Source organism: Massilia sp. CCM 8734, assembly GCF_011682155.1.
Classification (GTDB): domain Bacteria; phylum Pseudomonadota; class Gammaproteobacteria; order Burkholderiales; family Burkholderiaceae_D; genus Telluria_A; species Telluria_A rubra.
In genome coordinates this window covers 20,807-43,406 of sequence record NZ_WHJI01000021.1, presented here as the reverse complement: position 1 = coordinate 43,406, position 22,600 = coordinate 20,807, and the positions used below count along the sequence as shown (strand labels likewise).

General features: G+C 63.1%; 20 protein-coding genes. 14 read left to right on the top strand and 6 right to left on the bottom strand.

Features of this window, described 5'->3' with window-relative positions; all coding sequences use genetic code 11:
- Positions 1-58: 58 nt before the first annotated feature.
- The 7 genes from F2P46_RS19510 (at position 59) to F2P46_RS19480 (ending at position 6,699) form a co-directional block, all read left to right on the top strand.
- Positions 59-589, top strand: a complete 531-nt coding sequence (locus F2P46_RS19510) for a DUF4390 domain-containing protein (RefSeq protein ID WP_166893205.1) — start codon at positions 59-61, stop codon at positions 587-589.
- A 22-nt stretch (positions 590-611) separates the two neighbouring features.
- Positions 612-2,915, top strand: a complete 2,304-nt coding sequence (locus F2P46_RS19505) for an ATP-binding protein (protein WP_166893203.1) — start codon at positions 612-614, stop codon at positions 2,913-2,915.
- Between the two features lie 65 nt (positions 2,916-2,980).
- Positions 2,981-3,700, top strand: a complete 720-nt coding sequence (locus tag F2P46_RS19500) for a response regulator (RefSeq protein ID WP_166870248.1) — start codon at positions 2,981-2,983, stop codon at positions 3,698-3,700.
- A complete protein-coding gene (locus tag F2P46_RS19495; protein WP_166893201.1) occupies positions 3,697-4,101 on the top strand; it encodes a GTPase in 405 nt (134 codons plus the stop codon). The genes F2P46_RS19500 and F2P46_RS19495 overlap by 4 nt, the downstream gene beginning before the upstream one ends.
- Positions 4,102-4,171: 70 nt before the next feature.
- Positions 4,172-4,429 (top strand): DUF3567 domain-containing protein, encoded by a 258-nt coding sequence (locus F2P46_RS19490; protein ID WP_054266260.1) that lies wholly within the window; start codon positions 4,172-4,174, stop codon positions 4,427-4,429.
- 145 nt (positions 4,430-4,574) lie between these two features.
- A complete protein-coding gene (locus tag F2P46_RS19485; RefSeq protein WP_166893199.1) occupies positions 4,575-5,348 on the top strand; it encodes a class II glutamine amidotransferase in 774 nt (257 codons plus the stop codon).
- Between the two features lie 109 nt (positions 5,349-5,457).
- Positions 5,458-6,699: an EAL domain-containing protein gene (locus tag F2P46_RS19480; RefSeq protein WP_229509356.1), complete on the top strand. Its 1,242-nt coding sequence runs from the start codon at positions 5,458-5,460 to the stop codon at positions 6,697-6,699.
- Between the two features lie 223 nt (positions 6,700-6,922).
- On the opposite strand, the gene metH is transcribed toward F2P46_RS19480, so the two are convergent.
- The gene (gene metH, locus F2P46_RS19475) at positions 6,923-10,681 is read right to left on the bottom strand and encodes a methionine synthase (RefSeq protein WP_166893340.1); all 3,759 of its coding nucleotides are present in this window, start codon (positions 10,679-10,681) and stop codon (positions 6,923-6,925) included.
- Positions 10,682-10,980: 299 nt separating this feature from the next.
- On the opposite strand from metH, the gene F2P46_RS19470 reads away from it, so the two are divergent.
- Positions 10,981-11,178, top strand: coding sequence for a BrnA antitoxin family protein (locus F2P46_RS19470; RefSeq protein ID WP_368737932.1), 198 nt, complete (start codon positions 10,981-10,983; stop codon positions 11,176-11,178).
- A 20-nt stretch (positions 11,179-11,198) separates the two neighbouring features.
- Here F2P46_RS19470 and fmt read toward each other — a convergent pair whose 3' ends face one another.
- Positions 11,199-12,155, bottom strand: a complete 957-nt coding sequence (gene fmt, locus F2P46_RS19465; protein WP_166893193.1) for a methionyl-tRNA formyltransferase — start codon at positions 12,153-12,155, stop codon at positions 11,199-11,201.
- A gap of 217 nt (positions 12,156-12,372) precedes the next feature.
- A complete protein-coding gene (def, locus tag F2P46_RS19460; RefSeq protein ID WP_166893191.1) occupies positions 12,373-12,915 on the bottom strand; it encodes a peptide deformylase in 543 nt (180 codons plus the stop codon).
- A 283-nt stretch (positions 12,916-13,198) separates the two neighbouring features.
- Between def and F2P46_RS19455 the strand changes: the two genes are divergently transcribed.
- The 6 genes from F2P46_RS19455 to F2P46_RS37765 all read left to right on the top strand — a co-directional run bounded on the left by F2P46_RS19455 (position 13,199) and on the right by F2P46_RS37765 (position 19,729).
- On the top strand, positions 13,199-14,302 hold the full coding sequence (locus F2P46_RS19455; protein WP_166893189.1) for a LysM peptidoglycan-binding domain-containing protein: 1,104 nt from the start codon (positions 13,199-13,201) through the stop codon (positions 14,300-14,302).
- A 7-nt stretch (positions 14,303-14,309) separates the two neighbouring features.
- Entirely contained in the window at positions 14,310-15,440 is a 1,131-nt protein-coding gene (dprA, locus tag F2P46_RS19450; protein WP_166893187.1) for a DNA-processing protein DprA, read from the top strand.
- A gap of 76 nt (positions 15,441-15,516) precedes the next feature.
- Positions 15,517-15,981 carry a DUF494 family protein gene (locus F2P46_RS19445; protein ID WP_166893185.1) on the top strand — a complete coding sequence of 155 codons (465 nt, stop codon included), beginning with the start codon at positions 15,517-15,519 and terminating at the stop codon, positions 15,979-15,981.
- 258 nt (positions 15,982-16,239) lie between these two features.
- Positions 16,240-18,912 (top strand): DNA topoisomerase III, encoded by a 2,673-nt coding sequence (locus F2P46_RS19440; RefSeq protein ID WP_166893183.1) that lies wholly within the window; start codon positions 16,240-16,242, stop codon positions 18,910-18,912.
- Between the two features lie 148 nt (positions 18,913-19,060).
- Positions 19,061-19,453 (top strand): SMI1/KNR4 family protein, encoded by a 393-nt coding sequence (locus F2P46_RS19435; RefSeq protein ID WP_166893181.1) that lies wholly within the window; start codon positions 19,061-19,063, stop codon positions 19,451-19,453.
- A 54-nt stretch (positions 19,454-19,507) separates the two neighbouring features.
- Complete coding sequence (locus F2P46_RS37765; RefSeq protein WP_368737931.1) at positions 19,508-19,729, top strand: GNAT family N-acetyltransferase; 222 nt, start codon at positions 19,508-19,510, stop codon at positions 19,727-19,729.
- Positions 19,730-19,738: 9 nt separating this feature from the next.
- Here the strand turns inward: F2P46_RS37765 and F2P46_RS19425 are convergent, their stop codons facing one another.
- The 3 genes from F2P46_RS19425 to coaE all read right to left on the bottom strand — a co-directional run bounded on the left by F2P46_RS19425 (position 19,739) and on the right by coaE (position 22,592).
- A complete protein-coding gene (locus tag F2P46_RS19425; RefSeq protein ID WP_166893178.1) occupies positions 19,739-20,758 on the bottom strand; it encodes an alpha/beta fold hydrolase in 1,020 nt (339 codons plus the stop codon).
- A 70-nt stretch (positions 20,759-20,828) separates the two neighbouring features.
- Positions 20,829-21,983: a pantetheine-phosphate adenylyltransferase gene (gene coaD / locus F2P46_RS19420; protein ID WP_166893176.1), complete on the bottom strand. Its 1,155-nt coding sequence runs from the start codon at positions 21,981-21,983 to the stop codon at positions 20,829-20,831.
- Between the two features lie 3 nt (positions 21,984-21,986).
- Positions 21,987-22,592, bottom strand: a complete 606-nt coding sequence (gene coaE / locus F2P46_RS19415) for a dephospho-CoA kinase (RefSeq protein ID WP_166893174.1) — start codon at positions 22,590-22,592, stop codon at positions 21,987-21,989.
- Positions 22,593-22,600: the final 8 nt, after the last annotated feature.

Below are 22,600 nucleotides of genomic sequence, written 5' to 3'. Positions count from 1 at the left end.
CTCTGTCCCTCCTGTGACATTACGATTTTTCCGACTCCTGGCCTGCCAGCTGCTGCTGATGTTCGCGTCCGCATGCGCGTTCGGTCCGGCACGGGCGGCGGAAGTGGTCGATATCACGCATGCCCACATCGAGGCGACCGACGAGGGCTACCGCCTCGCGGCCAGCTATGCGTTCGAGCTCAACGAGGGCCTGGAAGACGCCATCAAGCATGGCGTGCAGCTGTACTTCACCACCGAAATTGAACTGACGCGCCCGCGCTGGTACTGGTACGACGACAAGGCTGTCTCGGCGCGCCAGACCATCCGCATCTGGTACAACGTGCTCACGCGCCAGTACCATGTATCGGTGCTGGGCAGCATGGCGCAGAGCTTTCCGACCCTGGACGACGCGATGGTGCTGATCCGCCGGCCCAGCCGCTGGGTGATCGCGCCGAAATCGGCGCTCAAGCGCGGCGAGACCTATAACGTCACCCTGCGCATGTTCATGGACCGGGAATTGCTGCCCAAGCCGATGCAGGTCAACGCGCTCAATAATTCCGACTGGCGCCTCGCTTCCAAGAACAAAACCTTCCCCTATACGGCGGAATGATCAACGTGGAACTGGAACCAGCGTGAAACAGGTCTTGCGCTATGCCGTGATGGTCGGCGCCGCCGTCGTCAGCATCCTGCTGTTCCTGCTCGCCTCCGCCTCCGACAATTCGGGCTTTTTCGACCGTTACTATACCTGGCTGCTCGGCCTGAACGCGGCCGTGGCCGGCGCGCTGCTGGTGTTCGTGGTGGTGGCGCTGGCGCGCCTGTATGTGCGCTACAAGAGCGGCAAGTTCGGCTCGCGCCTGATGACGCGCCTGGTGCTGCTGTTCGCCGGCATCGGCATTTTGCCGGGGCTGGTCATCTTCTTGGTGTCGGTGCAGTTCGTGTCGAACTCGATCGAGTCGTGGTTCAACGTGAAGATCGAGGCGGCGCTCGAATCGGGCGTGAGCCTGGGCGTGGCCGCGCTCGACCAGGCGCGCAGCGAACTGGGGGCCATCGGCGAGATCAGCGCGGCCACCATCGCCGGCCAGGAAGAAGTCGCGTCGCACGATATCCTCACGCGCCTGGTGCAGGAGCAGGAGGGGATGCTGAGCGCGGTCATCATCGGCCAGGACGGCAAATTGATCACCAGCGCGGCCGCCCCACGGGTCGACCTGAAGGCCGACCTGCCGACGCCGGCCATGCTGTTGCAGGCGGTGATGCCGGGCGGGTATTCGGTGGCCGAGGGCGGGGTGGAGCGCGACTTCAAGGATACCAGCGGCAACCACGGGGGCGCGCCGGGCCCGCTCGATGGCGCCACCAGCCTGCGCCTGCGCGTGGTGCTGGCCATTCCCGAGCCGCCCGGGGCCTCGCCGCGCTTCTTGCAGCTGATCCAGGCGGTGCCGGTCAAGCTGGCGCTCAACGCCGAGGTGCTGCGCACCGCCTACAGCGAATACCAGGAGCGCTTCGTGGCGCGCACCGGCTTGCGCAAGATGTATATCGAAACGCTCACCTTGACCTTGCTGCTGGCGATCTTCGGGGCGATCGCCAGCGCCTTTGTGATCGCCGGCAAACTGGCGCAGCCGCTGCTGGTGCTGGCCGAGGGCACGCGCGCGGTGGCCGAGGGCGACCTGTCGCCGCGCCCGATCGTGGCCACCTCGGACGAACTGGGCACGCTCACGCAATCGTTCAACACCATGACCGGCCAGCTGTTCGAGGCGCGCAGCGCGGTCGAGCGCAACCGCGCCGCCCTGCAGAGCGCCAAGGCGCACCTCGAATCGGTGCTGGAAAATATGTCGGCCGGGGTGATCGTGCTGGACGCCGATTCGAAACTGGTCAGTTCGAACGAGGCGGTCGAGCGCATCCTGCAGCACGACGTGGCCGGCCACATGGGCATGGCGCTGGCCGCGATCGAGGGGCTGGAGGTGTTCGCGCAAGCTATCGCCAAGGCCTTTTCGACCCAGAGCGCGCAGAGCGCGGCCGGTTCGGCGCGCAAGCGCACCCACTGGCAGCAGGAGATCGAAATCCCGCGCCGGCTCGGCACCAACGACGACCATGACATCACCCTGCTGGCGCGCGGCTCGCGCCTGCCGGTGGGCGCCGGCAGCGGCTACATCGTGGTGTTCGACGATATTTCGGATGTGATCTCGGCGCAGCGCTCGATGGCCTGGGGCGAAGTGGCGCGACGCCTGGCGCACGAGATCAAAAACCCGCTCACGCCGATCCAGCTCTCGGCCGAGCGCATGCAGATGAAGCTCGAGTCGCGCCTGCAAGGGACCGACCGCGACCTGCTCAACAAGGGCACGGCGACCATCGTCAACCAGGTCGACGCCATGAAGCGCATGGTGGACGACTTCCGCGACTACGCCAAGGCGCCGCCGGCCGTGCTCGACAAGCTCGACCTGAACGCGCTGGTGGGCGAAATCTTGCATTTATACCTATCCGGCGATGAAAGCGATATTATTCATGCCGAGCTGGCCGATAAGCTGCCATCGGTGATGGGCGATGCGACCCAATTGCGCCAGGTGATCCATAACCTGCTGCAAAACGCCCAGGATGCGATGAGCGAGCGCGGCCCCGATGCAGCGCCGGCGCGCATCGATATCACCACCGAGGCGATTCATTACCACGGCGCGAACGGGGCCGGTACCGCGGTGCGCTTGTCGATTGTCGATAACGGGCCGGGATTCGCCCCTAAAATCCTGTCGCGCGCATTCGAGCCATATGTGACTTCGAAGGTGCGCGGAACCGGCCTGGGACTGCCGATGGTGAAGAAAATCATCGATGAACACGGCGGCAAGATAGAGATACAGAACCGGAGTGACGGAACTGGCGCGTCAGTGTTGATTTTACTGTTAAAGTTAGCACCGGCCAGCGTTGTGGCACAAGCGTTGAATCAAGAATAAAATCGCGGCTGTGAGCGGTATGCGCTGCATGCCATTGGAGCGGGCAAAAAGAGGAAGGCAAACACATGGCAAACATTCTCGTAGTTGATGATGAAATGGGCATCCGCGAGTTACTCTCGGAAATTTTGGGCGACGAAGGCCATGCAATCACGCTCGCTGAAAACGCGCAGCAGGCGCGCGATGCGCGCGCGGCGGGGGCACCGGACCTGGTGCTGCTCGATATCTGGATGCCGGATACCGACGGCGTCACCCTGCTCAAGGAGTGGCAGCGCGACGGCTTGCTGACCATGCCGGTCATCATGATGTCCGGTCACGCGACCATCGATACGGCGGTCGAGGCAACCCGGATCGGCGCGCTCAACTTCCTCGAGAAGCCGATCGCGCTGCAAAAGTTGCTCAAGGCGGTGCAGCAGGGCCTGACACGGGCCCAGGAAGTGGTGCGCGCGCCGGTGATCGCGCCGCGTCCGATGCTCGCGCCCCAGCCCGAGGAAAGCCCGATGACGGCCTCGGCCATGTTTTCGGCGCAAACCCCGCAATCGGCCATCGCGCCGCGCATGGGCGGCATGCCGAACGGGGAAGGGCACGGTTTCAACCTCAGTTTCGACCTGCCGCTGCGCGAGGCGCGCGACGCTTTCGAGCGCATGTACTTCGAGCATCATCTGGGGCGCGAGGGGGGCAGCATGACCCGCGTGGCCGAAAAGACCGGGCTGGAACGCACTCACCTGTACCGCAAGCTCAAGCAACTCGGCGTCGAGCCGGGCAAGCTGGCTAAAAAGAACGGATGAGCGCACCCCCTGCGCGCCGGACCGCCCTGACCCTGGTCACGGGCGGCCCGGCGGCGCAGCGCGAGGCGGCCATCGCGGCGCGCCTGGCGCAGGCCGGCGCTCAGGCCGGCGCTGCCGACCCGCTGCGCGGGCTGGTCGCCGTCGTGCTCGAAGGCTTGCCATCCGGCCAAACCCTGCTGTCTCCTTCCGACTCCCTGCATGTTCACCGCATCGCGCCTGGCTGCCTTTGCTGCACCGGCAATCTCGTTTTGCGTGTAACATTAAACCGGATCCTGCGTCTGCGCCCCGAGCGGCTGTTCATCGGGCTGGCCGCCACGGACCACCTTGATCAGTTGCGATCGTGGCTGCAAGACCCGCCATACGATCAGCTGTTGGAACTGACAGCGGACCTGCGCACTTGAAAATCGGTCCGCATAGCCCCACCTGCCCTGTTGAGCACAGTGGAACGTCTGATCGAGCGAAGGAGCAATAATGAACATGATCTACAACAGTGAACAGTACAGTGTGGTCGAATTCGGCGTCGATCACAATCTCGAAGCCTTGCGCTTCGGCGGCTATGAAATCGTCGACAAATCCGGTCGTCGTGAAGCCTTTATCGGCGGCAAACTTGCGCAATCGTTCAGGCGCGACGTCAACAACCTGATCGCCAGCGAACCGACCATGGAAGAGATCGATGACTTCCTGGGCTCGTATGACTCGCTGATGAGCCAACCCGTGCTGTTGCACTAATTGCACACATGTTTGCAGGCCCGGCACTGAACGGGCATCGTTTCACCGTCCTGTCTGCCGCTGGCGGACAGGAAGCGGCAGGCCAGGTCGCCGCCCACGGTGGCAGCCGCCCCGAATTGCCGTCCGAACATGGTATTCTTGCGCCATGTGCCAACTCCTCGGAATGAACTGCAACGTCCCTACGGACATTGTTTTTAGCTTTACCGGCTTCGCCATGCGCGGCGGCCGCACCGATACCCACCACGATGGCTGGGGCATCGCCTTCTTCGAGGGCGCCGGCGTGCGCCATTTTGTCGACCACCAGGCGGCGGTGGAGTCGCCTGTGGCCGAACTGATCAAGCGCTATCCCATCCAATCCAAAAATGTCATTGCGCACATCCGCAAGGCGACCCAGGGCCATGTTGCGCTGGAAAACTGCCATCCCTTCGTGCGCGAACTGTGGGGCCGCTACTGGGTGTTCGCCCACAATGGCGACCTGAAGGAGTTTGCGCCGACCCTGAACGGCCCGTACCGCCCGGTCGGCAGCACCGACAGCGAAAAAGCCTTTTGCTTCCTGCTCCAGGAATTGCGCAGCCGCTTCGGCGACAGCGCGCCCGCGCTGCCCGTGCTGCGCGCGGCATTGCAGGAGCTGGTGGCCGCGGTGGCCGTGCACGGCACCTTTAACCTGATGCTGTCGGACGGTTCGGCCCTGTTTGTGCATTGCTCCACCAAGCTGCATTATGTGGTTCGCCAGCATCCTTTTGTCACCGCCAGCCTGTCCGATGAAGATGTCAGTGTTGATTTTTCTCAAGTCACGACCCCGGAAGATCGGGTAGCCATCATCGTTACCGAACCGCTGACCACCAACGAACAGTGGACCGCCTTTGCTCCCGGCGAATTCAAAGTGTTTGTGGATGGAATGTCAATACAGGAGCGATAAGTATTTCCTCCGCGCACTGGTATTAATTAGGTTACATTACCGGCTGTTATTATTGATATTTACAGGACAGATGAGCCACGACTCCGAATCCGACCTAATGGCGCAACAGATGCCAGTGCGTGATTTCTACCTGGGGCGCCAGCCGATCCTCGACCGACAACAAGGTTTGTACGGTTACGAAATGCTTTTCCGCAATGCGGCAGGCGAATCGGCCGAGATCGACAACGATGTCGCCGCCACCGCCACCGTGATTGCCCACACCGCCCAGCTGGGCCTGGAAAAAGTCATCGGCGATGCGCTCGGTTTCCTGAATGTCGACGCCGAAGTGCTGATGAGCGACATCTTCGTGTTCCTTCCGCGCGAGCGGGTGGTGCTGGAAATCGTCGAGAGCATGGTGGTCAACCAGGCGGTGCTCGACCGCATTGCCGACTTGACCGGACACGGCTTTCGCTTTGCGCTCGACGATGTGCGCCTCGATGCGCCCGAGGTGCAACAGCTGTTGCCGATGGTCGAATACGTCAAGCTCGACGTGCGCACCATGCCGCTGTCCGGCTTGACTGCCGCCGCGCCCCGTTTCAAGCGCGAAAAAAAGAAGCTGATCGCCGAGAAGGTCGAATCGCGCGAGGAATTCGACCTCTGCCTTGGCCTGGGGTTCGACTATTTCCAGGGGTACTATTTTGCCCGGCCGGCCGTGATCAGCGGGCGCAAGCTGTCGCCGTCCCAGCTGGCGGTGCTCGAATTGATGGGCCTGGTGACCTCGGACGCCGACAATATCGAGATCGAACGGGCGGTCAAGCGCGACGTGACCCTGGCGCTCAACCTGCTGCGCCTGGTCAACACGCCCGCCATCGGCATGCGCCACCGCATCGATTCGATCAGCCAGGCCTTGACCATTCTCGGCCGCCGGCAGTTGCAGCGCTGGCTGCAGATCATGCTGTACGCCGAGCCTTCGCGCGGCGGCAACAGCATGACGCCGCTGTTGTTGCTTGCCACCACACGCGGGCGCCTGCTCGAATTGCTGGCGCAGCGCTTGCGTCCCGGCCAGCGCAACGTGGCCGAGATCGCCTTCACCGTCGGCATCATGTCGCTGATGGATGCCTTGTTCGGGATGCCGATGACGGTCATCGTCGAGCAGATTCCCGTCATCGACGAGGTATCGCAAGCGCTGCTGGGGCGCTGCGGCTTTTTCGGCGACCTGTTGCACCTGGCCGAGTGCATCGAGCGCATGGAAGAGTCGGATGACCAGGTGCTGCCTGCGCTGCGCGAACTGGCGATTTCCAGCGAAGAATTGATCGAACTGGAAGTGGCCGCCTTCGAGTGGAGCGACAAGGTGGTGCGTTACGCGATCTAAGCGCACGATTCACGATTCACCGAGTGCCGCGTCGTTCCCGCGCAGGCGGGAACCCAAGTCAAGTGCATGGCAGCTGGCGGCTATACGAACTTAGGTTCCCGCCTGCGCGGGAACGACGAGGGCGATTGCCGCCACGACGACGGCGTTGGCCGGAACGACGAGGGCGATTGCCGCAACGATGGCAAGGTGTGTTACCTGCCTGCGTCGCAGTAGCGACGCGCTCCTACGACAAATTCGGCGCCAGCCAGCGTTCCAGGTCTTCTTTCGGCACGCCGCGCCGCTTGGCCATGTCGTTCAACTGGTCTTCGCCGATCTTCCCGACCACGAAATACTTCGCTTCCGGATGCGCAAAATAGAAGCCCGATACCGCCGCCCCAGGGAACATGGCGAACGACTCGGTCAATTCCATGCCGATTTCCTGCGCCTGCAGCACCTTGAACATAGCCGCTTTCACCGTATGCTCCGGGCAGGCCGGATAACCGGGCGCCGGGCGAATACCCGCATAACGCTCGCCGATCATCTCTTCATTGCTCAGGTCCTCGCCCAGCGCATAACCCCACAAGTCGGTGCGCACGCGCTCGTGCATATATTCGGCGAACGCTTCGGCCAATCGGTCCGCCAGCGACTTGAGCATGATCGACGAATAATCGTCGTGCGCATCTTCAAACCGCTTTTCGTATTTTTCGATTCCCAGCCCGCTGGTCACCGCAAACATGCCGATATAATCCTTGATACCCGACGCTTTTGGCGCGATAAAATCGGCCAGGCACTGGTTCGGGCGCTGCACGCCATCGACCAGCGGTTTCACGCCCTGCTGGCGCAAACCGTAATACGTGAACGCCACCGTGGCGCGCGTGTCGTCCGTATAGATCTCGATGTCGTCGTCATTGACGCTGTTGGCCGGCATCAGCGACACCACGCCGTTGGCCGTCAGCCAGCGCCCCTCGATGATTTTCTTGAGCAGCGCCTGGCCTTCTTCGAACACTTTGGACGCCGCTTCGCCGACCACCTCGTCGGTCAGGATCGCGGGGAAGGGACCGGCCAGGTCCCAGGTCTGGAAGAACGGACCCCAGTCGATATACCTGGCCAGGGTGCCCAGGTCGACGTTCTTGAATTCGCGCCGGCCGATGAATTTCGGCCGCACCGGCTCGAACGCGAGCGCCATCTTGTTGGCGCGCGCGGCCGCCAGCGACAATATCGGCAGCGCCTTCTTGTTGGCGTGCTGCTCGCGGATGCGCACATAATCCTGGGCGATGTCGTCGATGTACTGGTCGCGGCTCTCGGGCGTGAGCAGCGACTGCGCCACCGACACCGAACGTGAGGCGTCCGGCACGTACACCACGGGACCTTCGTAGTTGTGGGCGATCTTGACCGCCGTGTGGGCGCGGCTGGTGGTGGCGCCGCCGATCAGCAGGGGAATCTTGAGCATGCGGAAGTGCGGGTCGCGCTGCATTTCCTTGGCCACGTGGGCCATCTCTTCGAGCGACGGCGTGATCAGGCCCGACAGGCCGATCATGTCGGCATTTTCGACCTTGGCGCGCGCCAGGATTTCGGAGCAGGGCACCATCACGCCCATGTTCACGACTTCAAAGTTATTACACTGCAGGACCACGGAAACGATGTTCTTGCCGATGTCGTGCACGTCGCCCTTGACGGTGGCGATCACGATCTTGCCCTTCGGTTTGGCGACAATGCCGGTGCGTTTTTCTTCCAGCAGTTTTTCTTCTTCGATGAAGGGAATCAGGTGGGCCACGGCCTGCTTCATGACGCGCGCCGATTTCACCACCTGCGGCAGGAACATCTTGCCTTGTCCGAACAGGTCGCCGACCACGTTCATGCCGTCCATCAGCGGGCCTTCGATCACGTGGATCGGGCGCCCGCCGTTGTGCAGCAGTTCCTGGCGCGCTTCTTCGGTGTCTTCCACGATCCACTGGGTGATGCCGTGCACCAGCGCGTGCGAGAGGCGCTGCTGCACCGTGCCTTCGCGCCAGGCCAGGGTCTGCACATCCTGCTTGTCGCCGGCCTTCAAGGTGCCGGCGATCTCGATCATGCGCTCGGTGGAATCAATCCGGCGGTTCAGCACCACGTCTTCGACCCGCTCGCGCAGTTCGGGCGCGATGTCGTCGTACACGCCCATCATGCCGGCGTTGACGATCCCCATGGTCATGCCGGCCTTGATGGCGTGGTACAGGAACACGGTGTGGATCGCTTCGCGCGCCGGGTCGTTGCCGCGGAAGCTGAACGACACGTTCGAGACGCCGCCCGAGATTTTCGCGTGCGGCAGGTTGTCCTTGATCCAGCGCGTGGCGTTGATGAAGTCGACCGCGTAGTTATTGTGTTCTTCGATGCCGGTGGCGATGGCGAAAATGTTCGGGTCGAAGATGATGTCTTCGGGCGGGAAGTCCACCTGCTCGGTCAGCACCTTGTAGGCGCGCGCGCAGATCTCGGTCTTGCGCGCAAACGTATCGGCCTGGCCCTGTTCGTCGAAGGCCATCACGATCACGGCGGCGCCGTAGCGGCGGCACAGGCGCGCCTGGCGGATGAATTCTTCTTCGCCTTCCTTCATCGAAATCGAGTTGACGATGGCCTTGCCCTGCACGCATTTGAGGCCCGCTTCGATCACCGACCACTTGGACGAGTCGATCATGATCGGCACGCGCGAAATGTCGGGCTCGGACGCGATCAGGTTCAAGAAGCGTTCCATGGCCGCCTTCGAGTCGAGCATCGCCTCGTCCATGTTGATGTCGATGACCTGGGCGCCGTTTTCCACCTGCTGGCGCGCCACCGACAGCGCTTCGTCGTACTGCTCATTCAGAATCATGCGCGCAAAGGCCTTGGAGCCGGTCACGTTGGTGCGCTCGCCGACGTTCACGAACAGGGAGTCCTGGTCGATGGTGAACGGCTCGAGGCCCGACAGGCGCTGCGCCACCGGGATATCGGGCAGCGCGCGCGGGGCGGTCGTGGCCAGCATGTCGGCGATCGCCTTGATGTGGTCGGGCGTGGTGCCGCAGCAGCCGCCGGCGATGTTGATAAAGCCGCTGTCGGCAAATTCGCGCAGCAGCGACGAGGTGTCGGCCGGCAGTTCGTCGAAACCGGTGTCGCTCATCGGGTTGGGCAGGCCGGCGTTCGGGTAGATGCAGACAAAGGTGTCGGCAATTTGCGACAGTTCTTCGGCGTAGGGACGCATCAGGGCCGCGCCCAGCGCGCAGTTCAGGCCAATGGTGAGCGGCTTGGCGTGGCGCACCGAGTTCCAGAAGGCGGGCACGGTCTGGCCCGACAAGATCCGTCCCGAGGCGTCGGTGACGGTCCCGGAAATCATGATCGGCAGGCGTTCGATGCCCGGGTTCTCGTCGAAATACAGGTCGATCGCGAACAGCGCCGCCTTGCAGTTCAAGGTGTCGAAGATGGTTTCGACCAGCAGCACGTCGGAGCCGCCTTCGACCAGGCCGCCCACCTGCTGGTGGTAGGCGGCCACCAGCTGGTCGAAGGTCACGTTGCGCGCGGCCGGGTCGTTCACGTCGGGCGAGATCGAGGCCGTTTTCGGGGTAGGCCCGAGCGCGCCGGCGACGAAACGCGGCTTGTCCGGGGTGCTGTACTTGTCGCAGGCGGCGCGCGCCAGCCTGGCGGCGGCCACGTTCATCTCGCGCGCCAGGTGGCCCATGTGATAGTCGTCCTGGGCGATGGTGGTGGCGCCGAAGGTGTTCGTTTCGATCAGGTCGGCGCCGGCGGCGAGGTAGCGCTCGTGGATTTCCTGAATGATGTGCGGCTGGGTCAGGGTCAGCAATTCATTGTTGCCCTTGACGAAAAGCTCGCGCGCGCCGCTGCCGGCCGGGGCCGCAAAATCGGCGAAACGCCCGCCCGGTCCGCCGCGGTAGGCCGCTTCGTCCAGTTTGTACTGCTGGATGATGGTGCCCATCGCGCCATCGAGGATCATGATCCGGCGCGACAGGATGTCGCGCAGCCGGGTTTCAGTCGTGGACATGGCGGGATGGGTAGTCATGATTGTGCTTTCAATTGGCGGGTCGGAACCGGCGTGGACCGGGTCTAAAATTATACGTCATCGTGCCCGTTTGGTTTCCCGGAGGGCAATTGATGAGTTCGCTTTGTATCGTTTTGTATTTAAATAGTGACTTGATACAAGACGATACAAAACGTGAGGTGTCTGCAATCTTTACGTTACATGCGAAGACGACAATCGCATCGATGACGCCGCAGTGCGTCTTTACGGGGAACACAAACATGAACGATGATTTTCAAACCAGCTGGTCCGAGCCAGCATCCATGCAGAACGGTGACGCCAGCACCGTTGCGCGCCCATCGGCCGCCGCGCCGCTCAAGCAGATCGTCACGATCCGCCTCGATGTGGATATGCTGAAATGGTTCAAGTCCGCAGGTCCGGGTTACCAGACCCGCATCAACCAGATCCTGCGCGAACATATGGAAGCGCAGCAGGCTGAGCGCGACGCAGCCCAGCCATAAGCTGACACCGGCAGGGCGGCTTAGTCCAGGCTGAGTCCGTCCAAAGGGAATCCCTTGAGAAACTCGGCCGCAGGCAAGCGCTTGCCGCCGGGTTTTTGCAGTTCCGTCAGGCGCAAGGTGCCTTGTCGACAGGCGACGATGATGCCGTGCTGGGCGTCGGCCGCCAGCACTTGCCCGGGTGGCGCATCGCTGCCCGCTTCCAGCGCTTCGGCGCCCCAGATCTTGATGATTACCCCGTTGAGCTCGGCGTGCGCGCCGGGGAAGGGGTTGAAAGCGCGGATCTTGCGGGCCAGTTCGTTTGATGACAGGGAAAAATCGAGCGCGGCTTCTTCCTTGCTGATCTTGGCGGCGTAGGTCACGCCTTCGGCCGGCTGCGGCACCGGGTGCAGGGCGCCGGCGGCGCGCGCGCGCAGCGCCTCGACGATCATGCGCGCGCCCAGGGCGGCCAGGGTGTCGTGCAGGGTGGCGGTGGTGTCGTTTGGGGCGATCGGCACCCTTTCCATCAGCAGCATGGGGCCGGTGTCGAGGCCTTCTTCCATCTCCATGATCGTCACGCCGGTCTCCAGGTCGCCCGTTTCGATGGCGCGGTGGATCGGCGCGGCGCCGCGCCAGCGCGGCAGCAGGGAACCGTGGATGTTGATGCAGGGCTTGATGTCGAGCGTGCTGCGCGGGAGAATCAGGCCGTAGGCGGCGACCACCATCACATCGTAGTCGGTGGCCAGCAGGCGCGCGTGCGCGACGGCGGCCTGGGCGGCGCGTTCGGGATCCTTGCTGTCGAGGCGCAGGGAGAGCGGTTGCAGCACGTCGATATCGTGGGCCAAGGCGTATTGCTTGACCGCCGAGGCATGCAATTGCAGGCCGCGCCCGGCGGGGCGGTCGGGCTGGGTCAGGACCAGCGGAATCTCGAAGCCGGCTTCATGCAGGGCCTGGAGGGCGACGGCGGCGAACTCCGGCGTGCCGGCGAAGATGATTTTCATGGGGTTCCTGGGTTAAACAGTTCAAAGTACAAACGGACTGGCCGCCATCAGCGCCAAACACGGCAGTAACGCCAAACACCGTCGTTCCCGCGAAGGCGGGAACCCAAGTGATCGGCGCAGTCGGAGACTGAACTACGGACTTGGGTTCCCGCCTTCGCGGGAACGACGGTTTTGAAGACCTCGGCTGCGACGGACTGCTGCTACCGGCCGCCCGCCTTTAGTGCCGGCGACCCGCCGCCCGCAGCGCCGCTTCGCGTTCCATCCCGCGCTCTTCCTTGAGCATCTTGGCCTTGATCCGGTTGCGCTTGAGCGGCGACAGGTATTCGACGAACACCTTGCCCATCAAATGGTCCATCTCGTGCTGGATGCAGACCGCCATCAAGCCATCGGCGCTGAACTCGAACGGCTTGCCGTTGGCGTCGAGCGCGCTGACCTTGACCTGCGCGGGACGCTCCACGCCGTCGTAGATGCCCGGCACCGACAGGCAGCCTTCATCGTAGACTTGCTTTTCAGCACTGGCCCAGATGATTTGCGGGTTGATGAAGACGCGCAGGTCGTCCTTGGTCTCGGACGTATCGACAATGATCAGTTGCTCGTGCACGTCAACCTGGCTCGCGGCCAGGCCCACGCCGGGCGCGTCGTACATGGTCTCGGCCATGTCGGCCACCAGTTTGGTGATGCGCTCGCCGAATTCGGTGACCGGCTTGGCCACCTTGTGCAGGCGTGCGTCTGGGTAGCGGAGAATATTCAGTATTGCCATAGGTCTAGTAATTTCGATAACAATTCGGTGATAATTTCAAGTGCTCATACGCATAAGAATTCTAAAACACAACAAAAACACAACAGACCCGCAACCGGGTTGAGCATGGTTTTTCTTGCTAGTTCAAGGATTTATGTGCAGAATTTGATCCAGTTCGGCAAGCCTTATCATCGATATCGTCGATAGGGTAGCGTTAAATCGCGCTGTCTCTTGCGCTGTGGCTGGCAAGGTGACGTGTCCAGCTAGCAATTCCGTGTTAATGCCGCACTTTACGGACATCTCAATGAAAAATTTTAGCACAGTCGGCGTCCGCGTAGCGGTTGTGGCGCTTTTTGCGGGACTGCTCGCAGCCCCGACCCAAGCGGCCACCTGCGAATTCCGGCCCAACGCTCCTGACCAGCACGTTGTGGTCAAGGGCGATACCTTGTGGGACATTTCCGGCAAGTTCTTGCAGCACCCGTGGTGCTGGCCCCAGGTGTGGGGTTTGAACAAGGAAGAAATCCGCAATCCGCACTGGATTTATCCGGGTCAGATCGTTTACTTCGACCGCAAGAATAACCGCTTGTCGCTGTCCCGTCCGGGTAGCGGCGATGGCTCGGGCAGCGCCAATGGCACCTTGCGCCTGTCGCCCCAGATCCGTACCGAAGGCTTGGGCAAGGATGCGATCCAGGCCATTCCGGCCGGCGTGATCGAGCCGTTCCTGTCGCAGCCGCTGATCGTCGAAGCCGACGAACTGAAGGGCTCGCCGCGCATCGCCGCGGCCCAGGATGGCCACGTCTTCCTCGGCCAGGACGACAAGATTTATGTGCGCGGCGACCTCAAGGGCGGCAGTTCCTTCCAGGTATTCCGTCCGGGCACCCCGCTCAAGGATCCGGAAACCGGCAAGCTGCTCGCCTATGAAGCGGTGTACCTGGGCACGGCCAAGCTGTTCGCCGAAGCCAAGCCGGGCGTGGACGCGCACACCTTCGTGGTGGCCAGTTCCAAGCAGGAAATCGGCGTGGGCGACCTGTTGATTCCGGCGCCGCCGACCGTCATACGCAACTACATGCCGCACCCGCCCGATCAAAAGGTCGACGCGCGCATCATGGGCATCTATTCGGGTGTGACGCATGCCGGCCAGAACCAGGTGGTCAGCGTTAACCGCGGCAAGCTTGACGGAATCGATATCGGCACCGTGCTGCAGTTGTACACTCTGGGCAGAACGGTGCCCGACCCGGGCGCGCCGAAAGCGGGCATCCTGGGCACCAAGAAGACGATGATCAAGTTGCCTGACGAGCAGTCCGGCACCTTGTTCATTTTCCGTGTGTTCAACCGTGTATCGTACGGCTTGATCATGCAGGTAACCGACCCGGTGAAAATCGGCGACGTGGCCAGATCACCGGAGTAATACCGCCGTGCAAGACACGGACCCCGCCAACCCCCGCCGCCAGGCCGAGCGCCTGGCGGCCTGGGTACGCCTGGAGCAGACGCCGGGCGTGGGGGTCGTGACAGCGCAGCGCCTGCTTGCGCGCTTTTCCACCCCGCAATCCATCTTCAGCGCTTCCCACCTGGCCTTGCGCGAAATTGTTTCCGATAGCGTCGCGCGCGCCTTGTGCGAGCCCATGCCGGACGCCTGCGCCGCCTACCTCGACACCGTATTCGACTGGCTGGCCGACCCCGACCACCACCTCCTCACCTTTGACGACCCCGCTTTTCCGCCACTGCTGCGCGAACTGGCCATGCCGCCGCTGCTGTTGTACGCGTGCGGCCGGGTCGCGTTGTTGTCGGCGCCGGCCGTGGCCATCGTCGGCAGCCGCAATGCGACCGGGCAGGGCGCGGCCAATGCGCGCGCCTTCGCCAGCGCGCTGAGCACGGCCGGCCTGACCATCGTGTCCGGCCTGGCGCTCGGGATCGATGCTAGCGCGCATGATGGCGGCTTGCGCGGTCCGGGCTCGACCGTGGCCGTGACCGGCACCGGCGCCGACCGCATCTATCCGAGCCGCAACGAAGCGCTGGCGCGCCGCATTGCGCAAGAGGGTTGCGTGGTCAGTGAGTACCCGCTCGGCAGCGGGCCGACGCCCGGCAACTTCCCGCGCCGGAACCGCCTGATCAGCGGCATGTGCTGCGCCGTGCTGGTGGTCGAGGCGGCCGCCAACTCCGGTTCGCTGATCACCGCCAGGCTGGCGCTCGACCAGGGCCGCGAGGTGTTCGCCATTCCCGGCTCGATCCATGCGCCGCTCTCAAAAGGCTGCCACATCCTCATCCGCGAAGGCGCCACCCTGGTCGACTGCGTCGACGACATCCTGATCCCGCTGCGCGTGGCGCCGCTGGCCACCCTGGCGCGCCAACCCGACAGCAGCGCATCCTTGCATGCCGCGCAGCGCGCGCTGCTCGACGCGCTCGGCTACGATCCGGTCGGCGCCGATGCGCTCGGCGCGCTGGTCGGCTGCGATCCGGCCGTGCTGGCGGGCCGCTTGCTGGCGCTCGAACTTGCCGGTCATCTCGAACGATTGCCGGGCGGATTGTTCCAGCGTGTAAAGCGCTAAAAAATCGGGTCGGCGGGGCGCAAGAGGCGCACGGACGGGCTTGTGTTTTAGCGAACTTAACTGATAGAGTAGAGCCATGTTCGATATCCTGGTCTACCTTTACGAGACGTACTACCGCCCCGATGCCTGCCCCGAGCCGGCCGCGTTGGCGCGTAAACTGTCCGCTGTCGGTTTCGACGATGTCGAGATCTCGGAAGCGCTCGTGTGGCTGACCGACCTGACCGAAATGGCGGGCGACGAAGCGACCCTGGCGTTCACCTCGAGCGGCACGCGGTTTTACGTGCAGCGCGAATCCGACGCCCTGGGCAGTTCGGCGGTCGGCTTCATCCAGTTCCTCGAAAGCGCGGGCGTGCTCAGCCCCGTGCAGCGCGAGATCGTGATCGAACGCGCGCTGGCGCTGGAAGAGTCGCCGGTGGGCCTGGGCAAGCTCAAGATCATCGTGCTGATGCTGTTGTGGAGCCAGGGCAAGGAACCGGACGCGCTGATGTTCGACGACCTGTTCGGCTCCGACGACGAGCAGGCTCCGCGCTTGCTGCATTGAGTCAGGCCGGCGCCGTCCGTATCACGCCCGCCTGCGTCCCGTTTTCCCTTCCAAGCAACGCTTTTCCCCCGCTGCCGGCACGATTGTGGCTTTTGGCATGCAGTGGCTACTTGCGGACTTCCCGGCAACCCGCTTATCATTGGCCGCTCTATCGGGTTGTTACAATTTCGATATCAGGACGGCAAAATCCCGCCTGCTGCGGCCAAGCATGTATGATGCGCGGGCCGAACCACTTAATATAGTACGACGAGAAAACCTATGACCAAAACCCTCATCATCGCCGAGAAGCCCTCCGTCGCGAACGATATCGCCAAGACGCTGGGCGGCTTCACCAAGCACGATGAGTACTTCGAATCGGACGAATATGTCCTGTCGTCGGCCGTCGGCCACCTGCTGGAAATCGCGGTACCGGAAGAGCACGACGTCAAGCGCGGCAAGTGGAGCTTTGCCCACCTGCCCATGATTCCGCCGTATTTCGCGCTCAACCCGATCGCCAAGACCGAGGCCCGACTCAAGGTCTTGAACAAGCTGATCAAGCGCAAGGATGTCACCCAACTCATCAACGCATGCGATGCCGGGCGCGAAGGCGAGCTGATTTTCCGCCTGATCGCGCAAAACGCCAAGGCCAAGCAACCGATCAAGCGCCTGTGGCTGCAATCGATGACGCCGGGCGCGATCCGCGACGGCTTCACGCAACTGCGCAGCGACGAAGAAATGCTGCCGCTGGCCGACGCCGCGCGCTGCCGCTCCGAAGCGGACTGGCTGATCGGCATCAACGGCACCCGCGCCATGACCGCCTTCAATTCGAAGGAAGGCGGCTTCTACCTGACCACCGTGGGCCGCGTGCAAACGCCGACCCTGTCGATCGTGGTCGAGCGCGAAGACAAGATCAAGAAATTTATCTCGCGCGATTACTGGGAAGTGCGCGCCGAGTTCGTGTGCGCCGCCGGCGTGTACGAAGGGCGCTGGCTCGACCAGGCCTTCAAGAAGGACGAGAACGACCCCGAGAAGCGCTCCGAGCGCCTGTGGAGCCGCGCGGCCGCCGACAGCATCGCCATGGCCTGCAAGGGCCGCCAGGGCAATGTAACGGAAGAATCGAAGCCGACCACCTCGATGGCGCCGGCCCTGTTCGACCTGACCAGCCTGCAGCGCGAAGCGAACGGCCGGTTCGGCTTTTCGGCCAAGAACACGCTCGGCCTGGCCCAGGCGCTGTACGAAAAGCACAAGGTCCTGACCTACCCGCGTACCGACTCGCGCCATCTGCCGGAAGACTACGTCAACACCGTCAAGGACACCATGGTGAGCCTGGCGGAGAACAATAACTACCACCAGTTCGCCAAGCAGATCACCGACAAGGGCTGGGTCAAGCCGAACAAGCGCATTTTCGACAACACCAAGATCTCGGATCACTTCGCGATCATCCCGACCACCCTGGCGCCGAAGAATTTGTCGGAGCCGGAACAAAAGCTGTACGACCTGGTGACGCGCCGCTTCATGGCGGTGTTCTTCCCGCCTGCGGAATTCCAGGTCACCACCCGCTTTACCGAAGTGTCCGGCCACCAGTTCAAGACTGAAGGCAAGGTCATGACCAATCCGGGCTGGCTGGCGATCTACGGCAAGGAAGCCTCGACCGACAGCGACAAGGACGACAACACCGGCGGCAACCTGGTGCCGGTGGCCAAGGGCGAAAAAGTGCAGACCGAAAAAGTCAGCCCGAACGCCCTGGTCACCAAGCCGCCCGCGCGCTACTCGGAAGCGACCTTGCTGTCCGCCATGGAAGGCGCCGGCAAGCTGATCGACGACGATGAACTGCGCGACGCCATGGCCGGCAAGGGCCTGGGCACGCCAGCGACGCGCGCGGCCATCATCGAAGGCTTGCTGGGCGAGCGCTACCTGTTGCGCGAAGGGCGAGAACTGATTCCGACCGCCAAGGCATCCCAGCTGATGACCTTGTTGCGCGGCCTCGGCGTGAACGAGCTGACCGCGCCCGAACTGACCGGCGAATGGGAATACAAGCTGTCGCAAATGGAGAAGGGCAAGATTTCGCGTGACGAGTTCATGCGTGAAATTGCCCAGATGACGCAAATCATCGTCAAGCGCGCCAAGGAATACAACAACGACACGATTCCGGGCGACTACGCGACCCTGCACACGCCGTGCCCGAACTGCGGCGGCGTGGTCAAGGAAAACTACCGTCGTTTCGCCTGCACCAAGTGCGAATTCAACATGAGCAAGACGCCTGGCAGCCGCCAGTTCGAGATTGCCGAAGTTGAAGAGTTGCTGGAAAAACGCACGATCGGCCCGATGCAGGGATTCCGCTCGAAAATGGGACGTCCGTTTGCCGCCATTTTGCGCATCGTGCGCGATGAAGACATCAAGAATTGCAAGCTTGAATTTGATTTCGGCCAGAACGACGAAGGTGGCGAAGATGGCGAAGGCGTCGACTTCACCGGCCAGACCGCGCTCGGACCGTGCCCGAAATGCGCCGGCGGCGTGTTCGAGATGGGCCTGGCGTATGTGTGCGAGCACAGCGTAGCCAAGCCGAAGACTTGCGACTTCCGCAGCGGCCGCATCATCTTGCAGCAAGAAATTTTGCCTGAGCAAATGGTCAAGCTGCTCAACGACGGCAAGACCGACCTGATGCCGGGTTTTGTATCGCAGCGCACGCGTCGTCCGTTCAAGGCGTTTTTGGTCAAGGGCAAGGATGGCAAGATCAGCTTCGAGTTCGAGGAACGCAAGGCCAAGGCGCCGGCTAAAGGCAAAGCAGCGGCGGTAGCCGATCCCGAGGGCGACGAGGCGGCGCCAGCCACCGCGAAAAAAGCCGCGCCGGCCAAGAAGGCGGCGGCTAAAAAAGCGCCTGCTAAAAAGGCTGCGGCCAAAAAACCGGCAGCCAAAAAAGCCGCCGTCAAGAAAGCGGTCGCGGAAGAATAATCCGCCGCACCCCACGCGGTGCCAGGTCTGACATTCGGACACGGGCCCGGCTGTTGAAATCGCATTTGCGGTATCTTCAGCCGGGCCCGCGTCCGTTTGTCAGACCTGGCACCGCATTGGACATACACCGCGTTAGACCGGAATGCCAATGAATATCGTTCATCTGACGTCACTCGCCAGGATCAATCCACCCGCAGCGGAAACCTCGATCGACCAGGTCGAAGCGCAATTGGGCATGCGCTTGCCCGATGCGTATCGGGCGCTGCTGCGATGCGCGAACGGTATCTGGTTCGACAATGGCCTGGTGGTGTATCCGCTCGACGATGTGATCGAGCGAAACCAGACCCTGGAAGTGGGCGAATACGCGCCCGGTTATCTTGCCATTGGCGACGACAGTGGAGGACAGGCCGTCATGCTGTCGCTGGCATCCGGCACGGTCTTGCTGGTCGACATGGGAAGCATGGATCCCGACGACATGGCGCCGATCAGTCAGTCCCTGCCATCCTGGATAGCCGACAAATGCCGGCTCCGGGTTGAGTGATCGATGTGGAGAAAAAGTGGCCACAATCTGTGACCACCTTTCGGGCGCGTGGTGGTGCACGGCACAGCCGCGGTGTTCGACCGCATCGAAACCTTCGCTCCGCATCAACGCAAAGGCCTCGGCAGTGCATTGATGGCGGCGCTGGACGCGCTGGCGCAACAGGCCGGCGTGTCCGAGCGCCTGCTGGTCGCAACCGAGGCGGGACGCTCGCTCTACCTGGCCCTGGGATGGCGCGTGCTGGCGCCGTATTCCACGGCCGTACTGGCCACGCGCTAGCGCGGCTGGCTACCTGGCGTCGGCCATTCCCTTCAACAAAGCCGCATGAAACGCGTCCGGGTCCTGCATCTGCGGCGCGTGACCGAGCTTCGGGAACGACACCAGGGTCGCCTTCGGTATGTTTTGCGCGGCCTGCTTCATCAGCACCCGGTAGTTCCCCAGCCTTGGGCGCAGTTCCGGCGGAGCCAGGTCCTTGCCGATGGCGGTATTGTCATACTCGCCGATCAGCAGCAGGGTCGGCATCTTCAATAGCGGAAATTCATACACGACCGGCTGCGTGTAGATCATGTCGTATATCAGCGCCGAATTCCACGCGACGATCTGCTTGCCCGGACCGCGGTTCATCCCGGCCAGCATCTGCACCCATTTCTCGTACTCGGGTTTCCATTGACCGACGTAGTACGTGTATTTTTCGTACTCGCGGATGCTCGACGCCGTGGTCTTCAATTCGCGCTCGTACCACGTGTCGACGTCGATGGACTGCACGCCAGCCGCCTTCCAGTCTTCCAGCCCGATCGGATTGACCAGCACCAGTTGCGTCGTCTGCTCCGGGTACATCAACCCATAGCGCACCGCCAGCATGCCGCCGGTGGAATGCCCGACGATGGCCGCCCGGCGCACGCCGAGCGATTCGAGCAGCGCACGCGTGTTGGTCGCCAGTTGCTGGAAGGTGTACTGGTAATGCGCCGGTTTGCTGGACTTGCAAAAGCCCACCTGGTCGGGCACCACTACCCGGTAGCCGGCATCGGCCAATACCTTGATGGTCGACTCCCAGGTGGCGCCGCAAAAGTTCTTCCCATGTAGCAGGACTGCCGTATGTCCGTTCGGCGTGGCCGGTTTCACGTCCATGTAGGCCATGTGCAGCTTGGCTTTTTGCGAGGTGAACGCGAATTTCTGCACCGGCGCCGGGTAGCTGAAGCCTTCGAGTTCGGGGCCGTAGCTTGCATCTTCGGCGGCGTGCGCGCCGGGCAGCGATATGAAAAGGGCGGTCGCGCACAACAGGCGCGACAGACTGGAACGAGCAGGCATCGGAAGACTTCCTTGGCGAGTGGCGGAGTGCCGAGTGTAGCAGCCCGTCGTCGCGCTGCCCCCGTATGACTTAAGGAGATTCGCCCGCAAACGACTGGCGCTCGCGCAGCGTTTCCAGTTCGCGCGCCAGGTTGTCGCGGGCGCGCTCGTTGTACAGGTCGGCGAAGTACGCATCCGGATACAGTGTGCCGGCGACAGCCTGCGCGTGGAAATGCGCCAGGATGCGCTCGCGGCCGGCCAGGTAATCGGCCTCCTCGACGTGCTGGTACTCGGCCCGCACCGCGCGCGCATAGCCATCGTACACATCGGCCGCCTGGCCCAGGATGGCCAGGTCCACGCCCTGCATCACGTCTTGCAGCGCATGGCGCGACGCCACCGGCGCCAGGTGCTCGGTGGCGCGGATCAGGCTCGCCACTTCAAGCGCTACCGCATCGCCGTCCAGGCCTGAGGCGAGCCACAGCTGTGCGCTCTGTTCTTCGTTCGATCCGGCGCCGCTGCCGCCGCCATACACTGCGTCGTGGAACCAGAATGCCTTTTTCAGCACCGCCATCCGCGCCGCGCCGGCGCCGGCGTTGGCCGCCCACACCGTGATCTCGGTCAGCCCGTGCACCAGGTGATCGAGGTTGTGATACGGCCGCGCGCCGGAGCCGTACGCGCTCTCGCCGGTCAGGCGCGCGAACCAGGCTGCGGCGTTGGCGTCGTCGCTTGGCCACAGGCTGTCCCAGTCCTTGCGCAGCCAGTCCAGTATCCACGCCGCGTAGGCCGGCGCCGGCATGAACTGGCGCGTGGTCCAGTGCCAGCCGACCGGTCCCTGCAAGCCGCGCACAAAACTCGAACTGACCGACCCCAGGTCGCGCGGCGGCATCACGAACAGCGTTTTCGCGCCGTGCAGCACATCGACGTTGGCTTGCTGGATCAGGTTTTCGTAATCGAAGTCGGAGGTGTTGCGGATGCCGCGAATCAGGAAGTCGATGCCCAGCCGCTTGGCCGCGCGGGCCGTGTAGTCGCCGCGCACCAGCACCACGCTGACGTTGGTCCACCCTTGTGCGGCCACGCTGCGTTCGACGATGTCCTTGCGCGAGGCGACGTCGAATTGCGGCTTTTTGAAGGGATTTTCGGAGATCAGCACAACGACTTCGTCGGCCAGTTCGCGCGCTTCGCCGATCACCCACAGGTGGCCATTGGTGATCGGGTCGAGCGTGCCGGAGAATGCGATTTTTTTCAAGGTTCAGCTCCACAGGTCGGTGTATCGGTGATGCAGTTGCAAGGTCAGGGTGCGCACGTCGTCAAGCGTGCCGTCGTTGCCGACCACGTCGTCGGCATGCGCCAGGTAGTCGGCGCGCGCAAGCTGCATGGCGATGATGCTGGCCACCTGCGCGGCTGTCCAGTCGGGATTACGCAGGGCGATGCGCGCGGCGCGGTGCTGGTCCGTCGTATCGATCACCAGCACCCGCGCTGCGGGCAGGGCCTGGTCGGTCGCCAGCGCCGATTCCCACACCACGTAGGGCGCGCGCTGGAGCCGCGTCCAGGCGTCGGCCAGGGCCAGCACCGCCGGGCGCAGGAGGCGTTTGAGTTCCTCGTTGGCGGCCGCATCGAGCGCGAAGATGTTGCGCAGGCTGCCGCGCGCCAGGCTGCCGTCCGCCGCCATGGCCTGCGGGAAGGCGCGCGCAATTTGCATGGTGGCCGGGTGCGCCGGATCCTGGTGCACCGTGCGTGCCAGCGCATCGGCGTCGATGCAGGGCACGCCCAGCGCCTCGAAAGCGCGCGCGAAGGTCGACTTGCCGCTGCCGATCCCGCCGGTCAGCACCAATACCTTCGGGGAAGTTACGTTCATCGTGTACT